The organism is Vibrio sp. KUL78, from assembly GCF_059725505.1.
In genome coordinates, this window is sequence record NZ_AP045837.1 from 1397622 (window position 1) to 1417511 (window position 19890).

Sequence of the window (19890 nt, forward strand, 5' to 3'; positions counted from 1 at the left end):
TAGGTGCCAATTGAGTAGTAGTAAGTATTTTCAAGATGAGCTCACTTATCTGCGTGAAGCTGGTAGTGAGTTTGCCCAATACCACCCCAAGCTTACCCAATTTCTATCAGAAGGAACGTTTGACCCTGATGTAGAAAGGTTGTTGGAAGGTTTTGCATTTTTGACTGGCAGAATCAGGGAAAAAATTGATGACGAACTGCCCGAGCTGACCCAGTCGTTAATGACCCTGTTGTGGCCACACTATATGCGTTCAGTCCCTTCTATGTGCGTTACGGAGCTTACGCCTCATGTTGGTGGATTATCCGAAAAAACGGTTGTAAAGCGGGGTGCGGAGATGGCGAGCGAGCAAGTTGAAGGAACACAATGCCTTTTCCAGACTTGCTACGACGTTGACCTTTATCCAATCTCTATTGGCGGAATTGAGCAGAGTAATACGCGTACAAGTTCGGCAATCAATGTATCGCTATTGGCGGAGTATGGTGTCGATATTTCACGTATCGGTCTCGATACGCTGCGCTTGCATCTTCATGGCGAATTACATATTACCCGTACCGTTTTTTTATGGCTCTTCCGTTACTTGGACTACGTTGAGTTGGATGTAGGAGGGGGCTATAAACACAAACTAAGTCCAGAGTTCATCAAGCCTGTTGGCTACGATGAAGACCAAGCTTTGCTCCCGTATGGCGAAAACTCGTTTTCGGGATATAGGCTGCTTCAAGAATACTTCTCTCTGCCAGAGAAGTTCATGTTTTTCGATGTTCATGGACTAGATTGGCTTCGCGGCATCCCACAGCGCAACAGCGTCAACGTCATTTTCCATTTCACTCGAGCACTGCCGCCTGAGGTAGTACTAAAAGATAAGCACCTTAAGCTGCACTGCACGCCTGCAGTCAATTTATTTGAAAAAGATGGTGACCCAATTCGACTAGAACACAGTCGAAATGAGTATAAGGTTCGTCCACAAAGTAGCAGCCAAGAGCACTATGAGGTTTACTCTGTCGAGCGTGTCGAGAGCTGGAGTAAAGATGAGCGCAGGCGAAAACCACTTTGCGAGTTTGAGTCGTTTGAACACCAAGTCAATCAGCGAGATAAACGAGAGTTCTATAAAACTAAGGTCAGCGAACGAATCAGCGGTCGTGGTCTTGAGCGTTATATCTCGTTCCACACTCACAACGGGAACATTGCGGATCTAGGCTCAGAAACCGTCCTGATGCAATTGCGTTGCAGCAACGCTGACCTTGCAGAGAGACTCTCTGTAGGAGACATCACCTACAACACGCACAAATCACCGACCTATGCGACCTTTAAGAATATTACAAAGCCGACTCAATCTGTTAGTCCCCAGGTGAACGGAGAGCTTCAATGGCAGTTGATTGCCAATATGTCACTTAACTACTTATCACTTGCCAACATTGATGTGTTGAAAGTATTGCTATCAACGTATGACTTTCATTCGAGAGTAGACAGGCAGGCTCACAGAGCGTCGATTCATCGATTGGACGGTATTGTCTCTTCTGAGATTCGACCCATTGACCGTGTGTTTCGTGGGGTTTCAGTGCGTGGTAACCAATTTAGACTCGTTGCAAACTCGACCTATTTTGTGAATGAGGGGGATATGTTTTTAATGACTAACGTTCTCAATGAGTTCATTCGACTCTACTCCAGCGTTAACTCGTTCACCGAATTGGAAGTATTCGATCAAGCCAATGGCGAGGTATATCGCTGGAAGAGTCAACTAGGCCAGCAGACGATACTATGATTAATGCACTATCCACTCAAACTCACGAGTTTAGTTTTTTCCAAGCGGTACTTTTATTGGAGAAGCACTATCAATGGAACGAAGGGAGTGATTTTGTTGCTGTAGGCGAGAACAAGTATTTTCGACAAGAGCGTATTGAGTTCAGTGTCTCACCTGATCTTAGCTTTCCAAAAAGTGATATTTCGTTTGTCGAACACATGGAGCGAGCAGGACAATCATACTCACGCATTGAGACGAACTTCTTGGGGCTTCATGGTTCAAGTTCTCCGCTACCCTCATCATACACTGAGAAATTGGCAGGTCGAGATCCAGAGGATAACCCTGTAAAGGATTTCTTTGACTTCTTCCACAATCGCTACATGAGCATGCTATATCGGGTGTGGAAGAAATATCGATACCACATTCAGTATCAAAGTGGTGCCAGTGACGCGTTTTCTGGACGTATGCTTCACCTAGCAGGTCTCACTGATGTGATGCACGACTGTGATGTAGCTGCGCTAGATAGAGCGAAAATTCTCTCGTATGTTAATCAGCTCTCTACTCGCACTCGTTCTCCCAAGCTCATCTCCGGAATCGTTTCTCATTACTTTTCCCTACCTAGAGTAAGTGTCCAGGAGTGGGTCTATCGCCGCGTTGCCATTGATGAGTGTCAGCGAAACCGCTTGAATCGCTCTAACTGTATGCTGGGTAGAGATCTGCATCTAGGAGAGAGTATTGCAGATCTCAATGGTAAGTTTAATTTGTGTATTGATGACATTGATTTCCATACCTATCGCCAGTTTTCCGTCGGGGGTGAACAGCATCCTATTTTACTTGGTCTCATGAGGTTTATTCTTCGCGACCCTATGTCTTGGGATTTAAAACTCACGGTGAACCTTCATACATTACCCAAGAATAGTTTGGGACAAGGGGAAGGGAACCAGCTTGGTCAAACGCTGTGGCTTGGGGGTCCCAAGCCAAAAGACGCCAAAATCAGCTTTATTGGCAGCATCTAGCCAACGAATTTAAACACTTGAAAGCTTAAGGAGGGGCAAGTGTCCTATTTACCTTTTTACATCACCCCAGAAGAATTTGAACAATGCCAACATGACAGAGAGCTGGAACTACGCACCACTGGAATGATTGATAAATGGAAGAGATGCGACTCGGAGCTTGCGAAGCCATTTATAAGTCCCGTTATGGCGCTTATCCCACTTATAGTGCTTGTTCCTATGCACCTGTGGCTAGCCACTGAAATAGAGATGCCAATTGAGGCATTGTGGTTACTGTCTATTAATCTTTTGCTGACATCACTGCTGAGTTACACAACGCTCATTTTGGCAAAACGATACGAATATAACCTGTTTCATACAGGTTTGGTGATAAAGCGTGATCCGATTATTGCACGCTCTTGGCTTCATATTCTTCTTTGGGTTGTAGGAGTGTTCACCTGTGGCGCTGTATTTATAGCCTGTACCGTAGCACCTTTAATTATCTCGATTGCCATTGCGAACCTGCTTCTTTGCTTGCTCTCTCTAAAAAATCAGTCTCGGTTAGAGTCGGACAAGTGTGTTATACCAAGAAAATCCTGGCTGTTTGCTCGTTACAACACGAAGCGCAAAGTTGTCGTTTTATACCATAAAGGTGAGTTTGGGCGGTACGTAGACAAACATCAGAATCGAGTGTTCAGATATCAAGGGGGGAAAGGTAGCGCAATATTCTGTCGCTCAACAGAGCATTTAGATTCGCTGGTAAGACAACTGTCCTCCAGATTTGAGTTAGAGTGCCATCATGTAGAGACTCAATCTTTGTTTGGCTCGGCAAGGCTCGAAGAGAGCGGTGTAAATACACTTCCTAGACGATATCGATTTTACTTGGTGAGCGATGCTCAATCTTTTAGAGATCAGCAATTGATCGCGCCAGCATTTCGTTATGGGAGAGCTGCTCTGCTTCCGGAAATGGTTAAACCTTGAACTGCGTAGATATCAAAATAGAAAAAGAGCGGAAGAGAATGAGCTTTATTATAGTGACAGTGTCACCATGGTGAGGCTTTCAGGTATTTGTTTGTCGTTTGTAACTGTTAGATAAACAATTAAAAAGGGCCGGTCTACGACTGGCCCTTGCTTTCGATGATAGAAGACTATCGATTAATTGGCTGGTGGAGTACTACTGTCGTATTCAGAGCGCTGATACCTTGAAAAGACTCAATTTCATTACATAAGTGATGAATAGAGTGAAGGTCAGGCGCCTCAATAAGCGCAATGATATCGAATGTCCCACCAACCACACTCGTCAACCTTACTTCTGGGATTTCCCTTAGTGCATTGGTGACGTCATTTTTTCTTGCCTTTCTCACACGAGATAAGTAAATAGCTCGCTGCAGTGCGTCCCTCATTTTCCACTCGAATTTGAGCGGTATATCCTTTAATGATTCCGGTTTTTTCTAGACGACTGATCCTTTCGGCCACAGCGGTACGTGACAGACCGATGTTACGAGAGAGATTTGCGATGGACTCTCGTCCGTTCGAAAGAAGACTTGAAAGGATTTTGCGGTCTAGTTTGTCTAAGCCTTGTAGATTGATATTTGAAATCATGTGTTCTGCCTTTTTTATTATGTGTTGTTATTGTGTTTTTTTAATCGACTCTGGAAGCGTAAAGTTGTAAAGCTCTGCCAGAGTAAATGGGTTTTTCTGTGTTAGTGGGGTGACTCGAAGGCTCAAATCCCTACCAGACACTTTAATGTCACTCACGAAACTACCGTCATGAGTGTTGGTTAGCGCAGAATCGCCAAGCAAGCGGTAAATCGCCCACTGACCACTCTTAGCTAACACATGCTGTTTGCCTTCATCTGTTAAGTCTTGAATGGTAATACTGATATTGAAGTCGCCATTCTGAGGAGGCCATTGTAGTTCTCGAATACGACTTGGCCCGTGGTAATAATCAATATTAGTATCCGCAATCTTTAGACTTGCTCTGATGGCACTCGAATCAAGGTCAAGCACCTTGGCACTAAATGGAATGCTCACCTGGTTAGTACTTTTGTTTATCAAAGTGTCGCGAATAACATTGTAGTTTCGCAACTGAACAAGCAGTGCTGGCGACAATGGCATAACCTCACCATCGACCTCTTTCGGAATCCAAAGGTTGGTATCGTAGAAAGGTGCAAAGTTCTTTTGAATAAAGGTGTCAATTAATCCACCAGAAGCAAACAGGTACTCAAAGTCTTCGATTGAGATCTCTTCGGTCGCAGTTAAATCAAACGGGTATTTGCCTAAGCCAAGTTCTTTGAACTTAGAGAAAACCTCGCTATACCATTGAGTTTGAATCCCTTGGGCTGACTCACCAATCATGACCGACCAACTTTGATTAACGACACCAAGCAACCAACTTCGCACAGGTTCTGGTGATTTTTGAGCAATCTGTTTGAGCTTGATAAGGGGATCAGCTTCAGTACTACTCATACGGTTTTGCGCCGCTGACAGAGCTGCCTGCTGTGGGTTTGGGGCATCAGCAATTTCCTTCATGTAAGTACGAAGATTGCTTAGTGCCGCAATGGTTTCATCCCATGGGGTTGGAGAGTTTGGCGTTTCGTTTATCTGTAGCTGATTGAGTAACTTAAAGGCATTTTCAACGCGTTTCATCAACAAGTAATCGGGTTGAACCACCTCTTCAACGAGTTGTGTAGCCTCTGAGGCCGCCTCCAGCAGTTTAGGGTTAACGTTTGGAATCGAGACTTCTCTCTCTCCTACCGGCGAAAACTGTGTATTGGTATAAACCTGCTTTAACACCGTTGTTAGTGGAGATGAGGGACCAGAAATCAAGTCAATCGCATTGGTGAGTTCACCTACATTGTTATAGCTTTGAACTTTCAGTTCACTGAGTGCATTACGCCAGTAGTTGATGTAATCATCTGTGTACTTTTTACGGACTTGCTCTTTAAATGCATCTTGCTCTTTCTTTGTTGGTATTACGTGATTAGACAATCCAAGTACCCAGTTATCACTGATAACCTGTTGCGACATCAAGTCTACTTGAGGACGATAAAAGGTACTAAAGCCTGTTGACGTATACACTTTGTCGATGATCAAGCGCTCTTCTTCATTTGGAGCACTGAAAACATTGCTGAACTCAAAGCCAACCGCACGCTCTAGGTCTAATGAACCTAAATCGATTGCCTGTGCTTGGCTTAATATGCCAGCATAAACCAAGTCAACGTTGGAGTTGGCGAGGAGTGCTCGCCTTGTTGCGCGCACCACATCCATGTTGATTGCTACTGGAGCAAACTGAGTTCTAAAGTAAGCATCAAGATATCGCATGGATTCTTCGACAACATGTGGTTGTGAGCTAAGTGTATTTAAAACTTGACCAGTTTGATGACGAAGAAACTGTATGTCGCGTTTAGAAGGATCTTGAAGCATCAAGTAGCCCTTTAGTAGCGGCAAAGACTTGTTGAACGCATTTTGATGCTGCGTAAGTTGCATGCGGTAACCTTGCTCAACGACCGGAATGATGTTTTCTTCGACTTGTTTAAGTAAGGCTTCATAAGCAATCTTAGTGCTCTGATCGAGGCGACTGATATTGAGAGGTAGTAGTTCCTCATCGAGCGCTTGTGTACCGCTAAGCCATGCGGAGTAAGAAGGTTCAACACTGTGAGTTGCTCCCTTTAACATGACATCAAAACTTGGATCTAGGATGGCGCTGTCACCTTGGTTGACCCCCATAAGCTGACTAATAACATTTAAGTTTTTTTCTAGCATGGTCGAGAAGTAGTAACCACCTCCGACTATAAGGGCGAGTGAAAATGCAAAAGCCAAGCGACTTCGTCTCTGGATCCCACGAAGGTAGGTTTTATTCTCACCGGCAAAATCGCGCTCAGGAAGAATCTGAGAGTCCACCAAAAGCCTAGAAAAATAAGGTGTTTCCGAAAGCTGAGTATGCTCGGAAGCGATAATCGGCAGGTTGAAATAGTTACTACAACTCTTCGCCAGGAGATTGTACTTTCGCCCACCTTGGATGCTGGAGCAGAAGAAAATCTCCCGCACATCGAGTGAATAGAAGCCGCTGTTGGACTCACATAGTCGTTCGACTACGTATCCGATTTCTTGCTGACACAACTCAAATTGTTTCGGAAAAGCGAGAATAGCTTGCTTCTCATAAACATCCACTGAGTTGGCTGATGAGTCGAGAGCGTTACTTTCTAGAACTTTAACTAGATTCTGAAAACTATCTCGGTAGTAATCTGATATGGCACCTTTCGCTTCTTTTAGCGGTATCGTTAAAAACTCCACTCGAGTTTTTAACGAGCTAAACTGTACGTATTCTTTGAAGCCATCGAGTTTATCCAGCTTGGACATAAACAGGTAAACAGGGAGTGCTGCCGACGTTTTTTCACTAATAGAGTGGAGCCGTTGCAATAATGCACTCAGCGCATATTCTTTCTGCTCTTGTTCTGAAACGATCAGGAACTCAAAATCAATAAACAGAAGTGAACCGGCGAGAGGCTTGCGGGGAGTGTGTCTGATGAGTTCATTGACAAACCGATCCCACAAAGCTCCGTCGTTACTTGATATCTCTTGGAAAGTGAGTCTTTGGTCGGGTTTAATAAAAACGGCACTATCTGATTCGTACCATTCAAAGAAGTCGTTTTTGGCTGTGCGAGTGCGATCCATAGGCTTGATTGCACTTGAGCTATACAAAAACTGGCTTCTTCCGGAACCTTTTGGGCCGACAATGAGATAGATAGGTTTTCTGCCTGCTTCTGAGAGCAGGGGTCTTATGACCATAGAAAGGGCTTCTTCTTCCGTTTCTAGTCGTTGAGCCTTTACGTTGTTTTTTTTCTTGAACCAGAGGCTGATGAGAAACAGGCTTAGTAGCGCTGCGATTACACCAACTCCTAGCCAAAGCAGGGTGTGATCTTGCAGGTTTAACCAAAATAAGCAGACGGATGTATAAATAATCGCGATAACTATCGCTATTGATACCGATATAAATATCGGACTTCTTAATAGTTTGTGTTTAAACATAGTTGTTGTTACTTCTTAAGCCTTAGTGGTGTTATTTTTCTATCAGCTTGAGCTGATTTATTTTATAGAGATATATGTTAAGCAAACGCATTGATTGTTCTAATTCTTCGCTATTGTTATTTTTCTCAGCGTAATCAATACGTCCTAAAAGTGGGAATAGTGAGTTGCTGTACTCATATGCCATGCTGGACTGTCTGTTTGGGTTGTCTATTACGACATTGGCGAATACAGTGCGAGCACTCGAAAATTTGCGAAATAGGGTGTTAAACTCCGACTCAAGATTGGAGCTCTGCTGCAAAAAACGCTCTCTGAGCATGAGCGCAGAAGAGGAGTCGGGGTACAGCTTTATGAGTTCTGCAGTTAATCTTCCTAGCGTTTCAGCTTGCGAAACTTTAACGGCATCTGATGTCCAGTCGCTCATCAGAGCATCTACGCGGTCTACGCTAGCTGCTCTTAATGACGCATCTTCATTGATGCTGATGTATCTTTTTGAAGTGATTACACGAGCGAGTTCGTCAATTGAGGCGTTCTCAATACGTGTCTTCATAGACTCGAATTGATACTGACGGAACGAAAAATGCGCAGCAACAGCAACGGTGATGACAAGCACGAGAGCCAGTATGATCAAGTTACTCGACTTCGTGGAGTGGCTCGCTTTTTTCGCAACGGGTTGATTGGTCGTTAAAGTTGGAGTGACATCCACTTTTATCATAGGAGTAGCTTGTTCGACCGTCTTCAGCACAGGTTTGTTAGCCACAGACTCTTTTCTCGCAGTTTCTTTCAACTCAAGCTCTTTGAGAGATTCTAACCATTGCGACAGCAGGCGACGGATTCGTCCAAACGAAGGTGCTTTGATACCGTAGTGAAGTCGAAGTTCCTCTTCTATTTTCAAACATAGCTGGTGAATCGCTTCAATAACTTGTCGCTCTTCGGGCTGTGGTTTGTGTTTGTTTAATCTTTTTTCCGCGTTTTCGATCATCCACTCGATCGTGCTAATACGAGCGGATGATTTGCTGTGCTCAGGATACGCCGAATACCAGTAGACAACACAAAGATCGAGTACTGAATTTAGCCCATCGTATAGCCCAGATAACCCATTTAAATGAGTTGCTGCAACAGTGTAATAACAGCTACAACGGAAGTCTTTACTGTGTGAAGTGAGTATGGTTTTGGAGAGTTCGAGTACTTTCTTCCATGACACTTTGCCTGTTACTTTATTCAAATTGTTTATTTGACGCTTTATTTCGTCAAATTCGTCCAAACGAACTGGGTTAACACCACTGGGGTTTTCTTTAGAGATTGGCCTTCTCGTAAAGTCACAATGAAGCATATATTTGACATCCAACTGATAGGTGAAAATGTATAATTGTGATTATTAAAATTAGGTGAATTATAAATTTTGTACGATTCTATAGTTAAAAAGTAGAAATTAAATATTAAAAAGTTAAATTTGTTCTTAATATTGCCTTAATGGAACCAGGATCACAGATCGCTATTCTTCAGGCTTGATCAGGTATAGTGTTTCGTAGTTTATTTAACTGGTTTGTCTCTTTCTTTGTGTCTAACTTATTGTAATTTAAGGATATAATATTCGGTAACTGCATATGTGATTAGGTTTATATTGATGAGTGGTATCTTGTTTTCAGGGGAGGGTTTGTTGTTTGATATAGTTGTTTTTACTAATGTGATTAAATAAGCTGTTGTAAACGTTTGCTATTTGTTGTTATTGATAGTTCTGTCTGTTGATTTGTATCATATTAGTAATCTTTCTTTCGTTTGGTTGTTTATTCTAGGCGATCTGTTCTATTTGCTAGTTATAATGCCTTATTTGTGTTTGGTGTGGGTTTGAACCTTGAAAACATAACGATAATTGCTATCTTCGCGAGTCATTATCAAAAGGGATATACCTAGAGGGAAAAATGTATAGACCATTTCAATTAGGACTGGCTTCAGCTTTGTGCCTAGCTGCACCTTTTGTTATGGCAAAAGGTGAGCGTTATGGTGCGTCGGTTAACGTAGTTGCAGTAGAGAGTATCAAGTATGATGAAGGTTCAAGTGGCGATAAACAGTCTCTGAGATATGGTTTAGTGCATACTCGCCCAATTGATGAAACTAATAACCGGTGGCGATGGTGGTTGGGATTAAACTATCTACAAGACCAATTTACTGCACCAAATAATGGGTTGTATCAAGAGGCGACAAATTTTGAGTTTAGGGTGGTACCACAGTTTGCTTTGAGTTCGTGGAGTGTTTTCACCCCATATATCGGAGCTGGATTGTCTTTGGGCTATTCGCAATACACAAACCGTTGGAAGGTCGATGATGAAGGCTTTAAATATGGCTCGCAACTGCAAGATATTGAGCAATTTGAAGTTGGGGCAGTGGCTACCTTTGGTGCGGTAATTAAATTAGGAAGCAATCCTGATGCTCATTTACAGGTTATTCCTCAGTTATCCTATATAGCACCTATATATAACAATGGGATTGGTGGTGCAGAACTTACGATCTCACTTTTATTTTGAGGCTTACCAATGCAGCTAAATCAGCTGAATCTATTCATATCTAAATGTCCAGAAGAATACTCGGGCTCTAAACATTTCGAAATGCCTGAAAACGGTGGCTCTATAGGTCGTGCACCAAGCTGTACACTTTCCCTTAATGATCACAATCGTTTCATTTCTGGTACTCATTGCTTGATCTCAGTTTATGGAGACACCTTTTATATTAGTGATGTAAGTACCAACGGTACCTTGGTCAATGGAAATAAAATACTGAAAAGTCAGCCTATTTCTATTTGCGATGGGGACGTTATTTCATTGGGTCAATATGAAATTGGTATAACACTAGAGAATACGATGATCGCGCAAGATATCGCAGTTGATATTGCACCGGAACGAACCTCTAACGACCCCCTTGCCAATCTGGATGATATCGTTGTTGAGGAAGACCATAAACTTGGTGCGATAGAAGATCTGTTTATGGAAACGAAACATGACGATGTAGACAGTGATGATCCCGTAGCCCATATTGAGTTTTCTACACGAGTCGATGATGACTTTCTGATTCGAGATGAAAACCTTCAAAACGAACGAACAGTTCCGGAAGTTGTTAGCACTCGTCAGATAGCTGATGACAGTATCAGTATTCACTCTCAAGTCGATTTACCGAACTTAATTCCAGAGGACTGGCTGGCTGACAACGCAACTTCAAAGCCACCTTTGACCAGTAAAGGTGATGAAGAGCCTAATCAAAACAAAGAACAACAACCAAATGGGCGACTTGATGAGGAACAGGTAAATCCATCGTTCAAGGAGAACGATGTGATACAACCCCATTCGACGGTAGAACAGACTTATGGCTCGAAAACGAGTCCATCTACGAATGGCCTTAAATGGGAGGAAGTGACTCAACAGTTTGTTCCCACGGCGCAAAGTCAGGCAGTGGCGACAGATTCGAACAGTGAGTCACCCGCAAGTTTTGTGCCTAACTCGACGTCGCCAGAGCCACTTATCAGCGAACAACAAGATCTTTGCACTGCGTTTTATCAGGGCTTAGGAGTCAGTGACTCTGAACTGATGAAGCGTGACGCGTCGACGTTTAAAAACCTTGGTGCGGGATTGAGGCTCTGTATGGAGCATCTTCAAAATAGCTTAAAAGAAGTGGAAGCGCTTAAAGATGATACGGTTGCTGATACTGCGGATGTAAATCTGACCGAATTGATGTTAACGCTGACTCAACAAGAACTATTGTCACCCAATGAACTCGTCGAACAGATGCTTGATGAGTTGAGCGATCACCGTATTTTGTTTAACAAGGCGGTGAGTGAATTATTGATGGAACAAACCAAGGCCAATGATCCAGCGTCATTTGCTAAACAGTATTCCCGTAATGCTGTGTTCTCAACAAAGTCTAAGTTGTGGTCAAGCTATCAAGACTTCTACCAAGAGAATAGCCGTCAGATTCATGAAGGTTCGCTTAAAGAACTGTTGAGAGAGAACTATAACAAGGTCAATAAGGGGAAACATGCGTAACTTTTTACTTTCTCTGATTGTTCTCATGATGTCGGGGTGTTCAATGTGGGACCAGTTCAAAGAGTCTTCAGGAATTACTCCCGAAACCTCGTCTATTGAGTTAGTTATTGAAGCTGACCCGGTCTTGAACTTACGAAAGGGCGGTCAGCCTTCGCCAGTCATCCTTCGAGTTCACGAATTAAGCTCACCCGTTCTATTTCGGAGCTTAGATTTCTTTGCATTGTTCGAGAATGATAAGGCAGCCCTCGGCGATGAGTACATCAAACGATATGAGTATCAAGTTCAACCTGGTGACAACATTCATCAAATGCTCGAACTCGATCCAGCAACAAGAGCGGTTGGTTTTTCCGTCGCTTTTCGTGATATCGATGGCTCAGCATGGCGCAAAGTTGAGGTTATTGAAGAAAAGAGTGAGTACTACTTAAAACTCAAACTTAAAGGAAGTGAGCTCTCTTCGAATACTACACGTGGCATTGAACAGACTTATTTTTAAGGGATAAATGAATGTCTTTATACAATCCGGTTGTCTGGCAAGATGGCATGTTCATGAAGCCGCAGCATTTTCAACAACTTGATAGAGCTCAAAACAAATTGTCTAGTATGCTGAGCTCTTATACGGCCAACTATCATTGGGGAGTCCGTCGTTTAGAAGTAAATAGTCAGCTACTCGCCTTGGGTAAGATTGGTATCACCAAAGCAGAGGGTATTCTGCAAGACCGAACACCGTTTGATCTTCCATTGTTGGCGGAGCTACCTGACGTTAAAGAAGTGGATCCGTCTATTGCAGACAAAGTCGTCTACTTATGCTGTCCTCTTCCGTCTGAGCGATCGGAGCTCTTTGGTGAAAGAGGAGACGGTGCTCGTTTTAGTATTGAGTCTCAAGAAGCTTCCGATGCTTGCTATGACTCAGAAGACTTAACAAGCATCGCTGTCGGTAAACTGAATTTTTGCTTGATGTATGATCATGAAGACAGAAGTTCTTATACTTCGGTACCTATTCTAAAAATCTCTGAAGTAAAACCTGACGGCAGTGTCATTTTAGATGAAAGTTTTGTTCCAACCTGTATCGATATTCAAGCATCTACTGTCCTTAAGAAGTTCGTTACCGAATTCGCGTCGATGTTGAAACACAGAGCAGAGACGATTGTTGAGCGACTGGGTGTTGTGGATCAGCAAGGCGTGTCCACCGTTTCTGATTTTATGCTGCTACAAGCACTTAATCGTTATGAACCACTGTTTTGGCACATTGACAGTGTGGAAGGGTATCATCCAGAAGAGTTGTACAGGACTCTGCTTCAAGCAGAGGGGGAGCTATCGACGTTATGCTCGGCCTCTCGTCGTCCACTAGAGTATGTGAAATACAACCATGGCGACTTAACGAGTTGCCTTTCTGGAATCATCAATAATGCTAAATTGACACTGAGTGTGATGTCAGATCAGCGAGCGATACCGCTCCCATTGAATGACCAAAACTATGGTATCAGAACCGCAGCAATCCCTGATCGTGGCATTGTTGAGAGCACGACGTTTATTTTGGCGGTAAAAGCTGATGTGCCTCTTGATGTATTACATACTCAGTTTGTATCACAAACCAAAATTGGTTCTATCGACAATATTCGCGACCTCATTAACCTGCAGCTTCCAGGTATCGAATTTAAACCAATGCCAGTGGTACCTCGTGCACTTCCTTATCATGCTGGTTACACCTACTTCGAGTTAGACAGCTCAGGTGAAGAGTGGGCTGCGCTAAAGAACGCGGCGGCTATCGCACTTCATGTAGCAGGTGACTTTGCCAACTTATCACTACAACTATGGGCAGTTCGCCTATGAGTTATGCTGACACTGACGTAACCGTCGTACTTTTTCAGCCGGAGCCTGGCAAACCGATGGAGGTTATGCCAGCTCCAGATCTTTCCAGAAACATTGCGGTGCAAGATCTCACGATTGCAGGTATCGGCGTAAACAGGCTCGTGGATCAGTTCTCTTGGCTGATTGCCAGCTTGTCATGCATGTCTTCAATTCCTTGGTTAGATGATCCTATGCCATTTCGTGAACAAGTCGCTCGTGAGATACGAAAAGGTGAAAGAAAACTTAATGAACTGGAGTTAGATAGAGCGTCTATTCTGGTTATACGCTATTGCTTGTGTGCCGCGTTAGATGAAGCGGTTTGTAGGCAAGAGTGGGGGGGCTAATAGTAACTGGAGCCAAAACAGTTTACTGTCCGAGTTTCACAATGAAACCTCTGGAGGGGATAAGTTTTTTATCATACTCGAACGACTCAAAGCCGACCCGAGGAAGTATCGAGAGGTGATTGAATTTCTCTATTTGCTACTTCAGTTGGGTTTTCAGGGTAAGTTTGGTCGAGAAGAGCGGGGAGGGGAGAAACTCTCTGAAGTAGGCAGTACGGTCTATCGACTCATTCGAGATGCTCGTCTCAGTGAACAAGAAAACATCTCATTGATTAATCTCAAAGCAAAATACGTCAAAAGCCCGTTAAAGCGAGTTATTCCTCCAAAGTGGACAATTGGCATTAGTCTGACGGCATTTGCCCTTATGTATGCTGCCACGTATTTGTTAATAGACGTCAAATTCCAGCAGCTATTAACCGTCTATCAGTGAAATAATCTAACGAACTCATAGCCATTATACACAGAGGAAGTGTTCCAATTTTCATCCTGTTTACTTGGAACACTCCGTCCTTTCTACATTCTTTGTCATTTCCGCTTCGTTTCATCACCCTGTAAAATTGATGATTTTTGTAAAATTGACAGTGTAAAAATTTTGTTGTGAAATTGTTTTTAAAAAAAGCGCTATTCTAAAAATCAAGCGGTAACCAAACGGTCATAAAGAAGTAACAGAGCTTGGTTAATGCAGTACTCAAAGCAGCTGAAGGAATAGACTATGAACATGCAAACATTCGATAAGACAGAGCAACAAAACCCACAAAACTTTATCGCACAAGCCGTGTTTGCCGTTGAAATGGTCGACGCTGGTGAGATGACACAAAAACAGAAGATGTCCAAGCAACTGCTAGATACACTATTTCCTCTAGAAAACGGCTCACACGAAGACGTAGTAAGCTACGAAATAAACTACCGCCACGTGCAAGCTTACTTCAAGAATGGACAGCACAGCGGTCTTCGAAACAACAAACACTTTGTCGCTTACACTGGTGACGAATGCAGCCCAGACAATATTCTGTTCCGTGACGAAAGCGGTACTCACGTAGAGATCACCATTGCACGTCGCAAAAAAGGTACAGGCTGTCTCGAGTATGTGGAAATCGACGATATTCAAATCGAAACATGTACTACTTTCGGCGCAACACAAGAAATGGGCTTACGCCACTGGGTTAGCTTGGTGAAGGGCGATGAAAAGCGTCACCCAGCTGCGAGCAATGAAGATAAAGAGTACGTAGCGAAGAATGGTGACGATTATACACTGATGTTTAGTTATGCTGCTTGATAGGTTCTCAAGTAAAACGAAGAAGCCTCAATATTGAGGCTTCTTTTCAATTGTCTCTCCATATAAATCGGATCTACACCGCTATTTTCAACCTCTCTAGCCATCAGAGCTCAACCACACTTAACCTAAAAAGCCTTAGTATCTAAAGTGCCCTAAGGCATGAATGATATCCATTGCCAATTCCTCGTGTCCGGAGCATCTTCGTTTTTGGCCTGCTTTGACTATGTACTCAAACGGGTTTTTAATCAGATAAAGTTAGAAGACTAGGGGAAAAAATAGCACGCAGCTTCTATGACACTGATCGACATAAATCCTGGCACGTACCCAACGGGCAAAAACGGGAAAATAATATGGCGACTGTTTATGTCAGTATCGGAAGTAACATCAATCGCGAATATCACATTACGCAATCCCTCAAGGCATTGAATAGTCGCTTTGCAAACCTACTTATATCTAAATTCTACGATTGTGAGCCCGTTGGGTTCGAGGGAGATAATTTCTTGAACCTAGTCGTTCGGTTCGAATGCGACCTTGCTATTGCAGAATTAGCGAGTGTTTTGCAACAAATTGAACGAGAGAATGGACGCCAGCGTCTAACTAAAGAATACGCTTCACGTACATTGGACATCGATATTCTTCTCTACGATGAGCAAGTAGGCATAATCGATGGAGTTGAATTACCAAGAGGTGAAATCACCGAGTACGCGTTTGTATTGCGACCTCTGGTTGATGTTGCGGCGGAGGAACTTCATCCTGCTTTATCCATCTCACTTCAGCAAATCTGGGATAACTTCGATCAGTCAAGCCAGAAAACACAAGTGATACCTTTTGAGCTCACACTTTCCTAGTCATGTAATTTCTCAAATAGTCGTCTGACCACCTTGTCGCTGGCGCCTTGTTTGATCTTTTCCTAAAGCCGGCACGTAATCGACATCACCTTCTGATGAGTGGAAATTACAATGAATAACAACGCAATCATTACCATCACGAATCTCAGACTACGTACCTTTATTGGTTTTAATGAGGATGAGAGAACGAAGCAGCAAGACGTCGTAATAAACGCAGAAATCCATTATCCAGCAAACAAGCTTTGCCTTGCCGATGATGTGGATAACGCGCTCAACTACAAAAATATATGCAAAAAAATCATTCAGCACGTGGAATCCGGCAAGTTTCTGCTTCTAGAAAAACTCACCAGCGACGTACTTGGGATCTGTATCGACCACTCGTGGGTGCGATACGCAAAGGTAACGATAGACAAGCCCCATGCGTTACGTTTTGCAGATTCCGTCTCGCTTACCTTGAGTTATGAAGCAGATAATGAAACCGTCCGAGGAGAGTTCTGATGCCAAGTATCGAAGCAAATAGAGTGAGAGAAGCTCTTATCGCAAAAGGGCTTGAAACCCCAATGACTGCGAGTGAAATGAGTAGCGATCAGAAATACAACAGGATCAAAGGCCTCCTAACGGAAGTTGTTAGTACCCTTGGACTTGATCTCACCGACGACACTCTCGCCGAAACACCGCATCGTATTGCAAAGATGTATGTACATGAAATCTTCTCTGGACTGGATTACGACAACTTTCCAAAGATCAGCGTTATAGACAACAAGATGTCAGTTGACGAAATGGTCAATGTGTCAGATATCGATTTAACATCAACGTGCGAACACCATTTCATTACCATTGATGGGCTAGCACAGGTCGCCTACATCCCTAAATCAAAAATACTAGGGTTATCTAAAATAAACAGAATCGTTCGATTCTTCGCCCAACGTCCACAAGTTCAAGAACGACTCACCCAGCAAATCCTAGTCGCTATACAGACGCTAGTAGAAACAGAGAATGTCGCAGTCACTATCAAAGCGACGCACTATTGCGTCAAATCGAGAGGCGTTATGGATGCCAACTCTGAAACGACAACAACTGCTCTCGGCGGCACCTTCAAAACCAACCCCCAAACCAGAGCGGAGTTTTTGAGATGAGTGAAACGATTCTAGTAACTGGTGTGGGGAAGCGGCTGGGCTTTGCGCTTGCTCAGCAGCTTTTGTCTGATGGATACCGAGTGGTTGGCACTTACCGAAGTGACTATCCGCAGCTGCAGTGCCTACGTGATAATGGTGCCGATCTCCAGCAGGTAGACTTCTATCAAGAAAACAGCGTAGAGGCCTTCCTTAACTATGTAGGTCAAGAGTACAAAGTACTTCGAGCCATCATTCATAACGCATCCGATTGGAAACCGGAGAGCAAAGAGAACCCAACAGAGGATGCGGCACACATTATCAACCAGATGATGACAATACATGCAACCGTGCCTTACTTGGTGAATCTAACGCTCAAAGACCATCTCATGTCTGGCGATACAACGTCAGACATAATCCACATCAGTGATTACGTTGCAGAAAAAGGCAGTAAAAAACACATCGCTTACGCCGCCAGTAAATCTGCACTCAATAACTTGACGTTATCGTTCTCTGCAATGCTGGCGCCCAAGGTCAAAGTTAATACTATTTCTCCGGCCATGCTCAAGTTCAATGAGCATGACGATGAAGAGTACAAAGCTAAAGCTCTGTGCAAAGCCCTGATCCCTGCAGAAGCCGGTTTTGAGGAAGTGATAGATGGAATCAAGTTTGTTCTGGCGAGTCACTACATGACTGGGAGAACATTGCACCTTGATGGCGGTAGGCATCTGAAGTGAGTCGGTGGTCACTAAATCCAACGCTGTACCATGCGGGTGGTTTCAACATAAATAGCCATCGGATTTGAAGGACAATTAGTCTGAATTGCTATAGCTAAGCATCAATGATTTCCTTTACCAATCCTACAGTGGCTTCCACAAGTATGTTATCCGGTGAAGGTAGATAAGACACAGTAAACTTTAGCGGAGACGGGGACCATTCGGCATCAATTATCTGCAGAGCTCCTGTTTGAAGCTGGGGCTCAATCACTTCTCTTGGCAAACTGCCGACGCCCACGCCATTTTCAACCATCTTAACGCCTGTTGATAGCGAGCTTACGGAATAAAACTGGACCGAGCGTAGGTTATTGTCCGCAAAGTGTCTTGCAACCTCGTGATAGGGCAAAGTATTGCGGGCATAGGTGATGATCGGCCAATTTGCGAAGCTTGACGTCGTGCTTTTTGCTTCTAATTCAAGTGATGGACTCGCAACCCAATGCAGTGGGTATTCGCAGGCCATGTGATTGATGACCGATGGCTCTGGAACGGGACCTAATAAGATGGCGATGTCGATATTGTGCGCTAGCAACTCTTTACTGAGGTTAACGGTGAGGTCGACTACTAGCTCTACTTCAATATCGGGATACTTGTCATTGATTGCGGCCAATAGCTGGGGAAGCCAAGTGTGTACTATGGTTTCCGCTACTCCGATTCTTAACAGTCCCGACAGCGCGGTTGCCGCGTTGGCTCGGTAACAAAACTGTGCGGCTTTGGCGAGAATATTTTCTGCAAGCGGCAACAGTTCTCGCCCCTTCGCTGTCAGCGTGACGGCACCTTTATCGCGATTAAACAGTTGCGCTCCTAAGGAGTCTTCCAAGTTTGATATACGCGTAGAAATAGCGGGCTGTGTTGTGCATAGGTGGTCAGCCGCATGTCGAAAGCTTCCTAGGTTGGCGATCCAAACAAAAGTTTCAAGCTGTTTCAGATTTAGCATTGTTAAGAAACTCCATTTCCTTGCTTACCTGATGGGTTAGGTTTTGCCGATAAATATTATTTATCAATATACCCAAAAAAACGCAAATAGACATTATGCGTAGATACCGTAGTGTTACTTATTGTTAATAGTCCGATAACTCAAGGAGTGATTTACATGTCGGTATCGCAACTTTCAGTAGAGCAGCTTCGCCAGCAAATCCGAAATAATGACTACAAAGGATCGACCAGTGGTCTAGCTCAGTCTTATTTACAGGCCAATTTAGTGATTTTGCCAAAAGACTGGGCCAATGAGTTTCTACTTTTTTGTCAGCGTAACCCTGTTGCATGCCCTTTAATTGGTATGACAGAGCCTGGCAGTAAATCTTTGCAAGAGATTGGCATTGATATCGATATTAGTCGCGATGTTCCCGAGTACCACGTGTTCCGTAACGGTGAGTTTGATAATAGTGTTTGCGACCTGACGGAGATTTGGCGCGATGACTTTGTGGTGTTTGTTCTGGGCTGCTCATTTTCTTTTGAGGATGCCTTGATGCAAGCAGGGCTTAAGGTTAGGAATATCGAGGAAGGGTGCAATGTGTCGATGTACGATACACAGTTGGCGTGTCATTCGGCCGGTCGTTTTCATGGCAACATGGTGGTGTCGATGCGACCTTTCACACCAAGCGACGCAATTCGAGCCGTTCAAGTGACTACGCGATTCCCGAAAGCACATGGGGCGCCTATCCACTTTGGTGATCCCTTGTTGATAGGTATCTCAGATATTACAACACCAAGCTATGGTGATGCCGTGGAAATTAAGCAAGATGAAGTGCCGGTGTTTTGGGCGTGTGGTGTTACTCCGCAAAATGTCATTCGCCACAGTAAACCGCCGATTTGTATTACTCATGCACCAGGCAAGATGCTGATAACTGATCGTCTGAACAACGAGTTGTCGTTTATGTAATTGCTTGAGAGAGGTTAT

The 19890-nt window shown here is 43.7% G+C and carries 16 protein-coding genes and 2 pseudogenes; 14 read left to right on the top strand and 4 right to left on the bottom strand.

What is annotated here, in order from left to right; all coding sequences use genetic code 11:
* Window positions 1–10: 10 nt before the first annotated feature.
* Genes tssF through AC6I8Y_RS06700 form a run of 3 tightly spaced genes read left to right on the top strand, consistent with a single transcriptional unit; the run spans window position 11 to window position 3711 of the window.
* Entirely contained in the window at window positions 11–1759 is a 1749-nt protein-coding gene (gene tssF / locus AC6I8Y_RS06690; protein ID WP_498021172.1) for a type VI secretion system baseplate subunit TssF, read from the top strand.
* The gene (gene tssG / locus AC6I8Y_RS06695) at window positions 1756–2754 is read left to right on the top strand and encodes a type VI secretion system baseplate subunit TssG (protein ID WP_498021173.1); all 999 of its coding nucleotides are present in this window, start codon (window positions 1756–1758) and stop codon (window positions 2752–2754) included. The genes tssF and tssG overlap by 4 nt, the downstream gene beginning before the upstream one ends.
* A 39-nt stretch (window positions 2755–2793) precedes the next feature.
* Window positions 2794–3711, top strand: a complete 918-nt coding sequence (locus tag AC6I8Y_RS06700) for a hypothetical protein (RefSeq protein ID WP_498021174.1) — start codon at window positions 2794–2796, stop codon at window positions 3709–3711.
* 167 nt (window positions 3712–3878) lie between these two features.
* Here the strand turns inward: AC6I8Y_RS06700 and AC6I8Y_RS06705 are convergent.
* The 3 genes and pseudogenes from AC6I8Y_RS06705 to AC6I8Y_RS06715 form a co-directional block, all read right to left on the bottom strand.
* A pseudogene (locus AC6I8Y_RS06705) lies at window positions 3879–4332 on the bottom strand (Lrp/AsnC family transcriptional regulator).
* A 27-nt stretch (window positions 4333–4359) separates the two neighbouring features.
* Window positions 4360–7761 carry a type VI secretion system membrane subunit TssM gene (tssM, locus tag AC6I8Y_RS06710; RefSeq protein ID WP_498021175.1) on the bottom strand — a complete coding sequence of 1134 codons (3402 nt, stop codon included), beginning with the start codon at window positions 7759–7761 and terminating at the stop codon, window positions 4360–4362.
* Between the two features lie 31 nt (window positions 7762–7792).
* Window positions 7793–9091: a type VI secretion system ImpA family N-terminal domain-containing protein gene (locus tag AC6I8Y_RS06715; RefSeq protein WP_498021176.1), complete on the bottom strand. Its 1299-nt coding sequence runs from the start codon at window positions 9089–9091 to the stop codon at window positions 7793–7795.
* A 589-nt stretch (window positions 9092–9680) separates the two neighbouring features.
* Between AC6I8Y_RS06715 and AC6I8Y_RS06720 the strand changes: the two genes are divergently transcribed.
* From AC6I8Y_RS06720 to folM, 10 genes and pseudogenes are all read left to right on the top strand, one after another.
* Complete coding sequence (locus AC6I8Y_RS06720) at window positions 9681–10283, top strand: hypothetical protein (RefSeq protein ID WP_498021177.1); 603 nt, start codon at window positions 9681–9683, stop codon at window positions 10281–10283.
* A 9-nt stretch (window positions 10284–10292) separates the two neighbouring features.
* Window positions 10293–11792: a type VI secretion system-associated FHA domain protein TagH gene (gene tagH / locus AC6I8Y_RS06725; RefSeq protein WP_498021178.1), complete on the top strand. Its 1500-nt coding sequence runs from the start codon at window positions 10293–10295 to the stop codon at window positions 11790–11792.
* Window positions 11785–12285, top strand: coding sequence for a type VI secretion system lipoprotein TssJ (gene tssJ / locus AC6I8Y_RS06730; protein ID WP_081936054.1), 501 nt, complete (start codon window positions 11785–11787; stop codon window positions 12283–12285). Before tagH ends, tssJ begins: the two co-directional genes overlap by 8 nt.
* Window positions 12286–12296: 11 nt before the next feature.
* The gene (tssK, locus tag AC6I8Y_RS06735) at window positions 12297–13622 is read left to right on the top strand and encodes a type VI secretion system baseplate subunit TssK (protein WP_498021179.1); all 1326 of its coding nucleotides are present in this window, start codon (window positions 12297–12299) and stop codon (window positions 13620–13622) included.
* A pseudogene (icmH, locus tag AC6I8Y_RS06740) lies at window positions 13619–14411 on the top strand (type IVB secretion system protein IcmH/DotU). Before tssK ends, icmH begins: the two are co-directional and overlap by 4 nt.
* Window positions 14412–14693: 282 nt before the next feature.
* The gene (locus tag AC6I8Y_RS06745) at window positions 14694–15257 is read left to right on the top strand and encodes an aldolase/citrate lyase/malate synthase family protein (RefSeq protein ID WP_042475359.1); all 564 of its coding nucleotides are present in this window, start codon (window positions 14694–14696) and stop codon (window positions 15255–15257) included.
* Between the two features lie 350 nt (window positions 15258–15607).
* Window positions 15608–16105, top strand: coding sequence for a 2-amino-4-hydroxy-6-hydroxymethyldihydropteridine diphosphokinase (gene folK / locus AC6I8Y_RS06750; RefSeq protein WP_498021180.1), 498 nt, complete (start codon window positions 15608–15610; stop codon window positions 16103–16105).
* A gap of 111 nt (window positions 16106–16216) precedes the next feature.
* Window positions 16217–16603 (top strand): dihydroneopterin triphosphate 2'-epimerase, encoded by a 387-nt coding sequence (gene folX, locus AC6I8Y_RS06755; protein ID WP_042475366.1) that lies wholly within the window; start codon window positions 16217–16219, stop codon window positions 16601–16603.
* On the top strand, window positions 16603–17241 hold the full coding sequence (folE, locus tag AC6I8Y_RS06760; protein WP_498021181.1) for a GTP cyclohydrolase I FolE: 639 nt from the start codon (window positions 16603–16605) through the stop codon (window positions 17239–17241). The genes folX and folE overlap by 1 nt, the downstream gene beginning before the upstream one ends.
* Window positions 17238–17954, top strand: a complete 717-nt coding sequence (gene folM / locus AC6I8Y_RS06765; protein ID WP_498021182.1) for a dihydromonapterin reductase — start codon at window positions 17238–17240, stop codon at window positions 17952–17954. Before folE ends, folM begins: the two co-directional genes overlap by 4 nt.
* 94 nt (window positions 17955–18048) lie before the next feature.
* On the opposite strand, the gene AC6I8Y_RS06770 is transcribed toward folM, so the two are convergent.
* Window positions 18049–18927, bottom strand: coding sequence for a LysR family transcriptional regulator (locus tag AC6I8Y_RS06770; protein WP_498021183.1), 879 nt, complete (start codon window positions 18925–18927; stop codon window positions 18049–18051).
* Between the two features lie 156 nt (window positions 18928–19083).
* Between AC6I8Y_RS06770 and AC6I8Y_RS06775 the strand changes: the two genes are divergently transcribed.
* Complete coding sequence (locus tag AC6I8Y_RS06775; protein WP_498021185.1) at window positions 19084–19872, top strand: putative hydro-lyase; 789 nt, start codon at window positions 19084–19086, stop codon at window positions 19870–19872.
* Window positions 19873–19890: the final 18 nt, after the last annotated feature.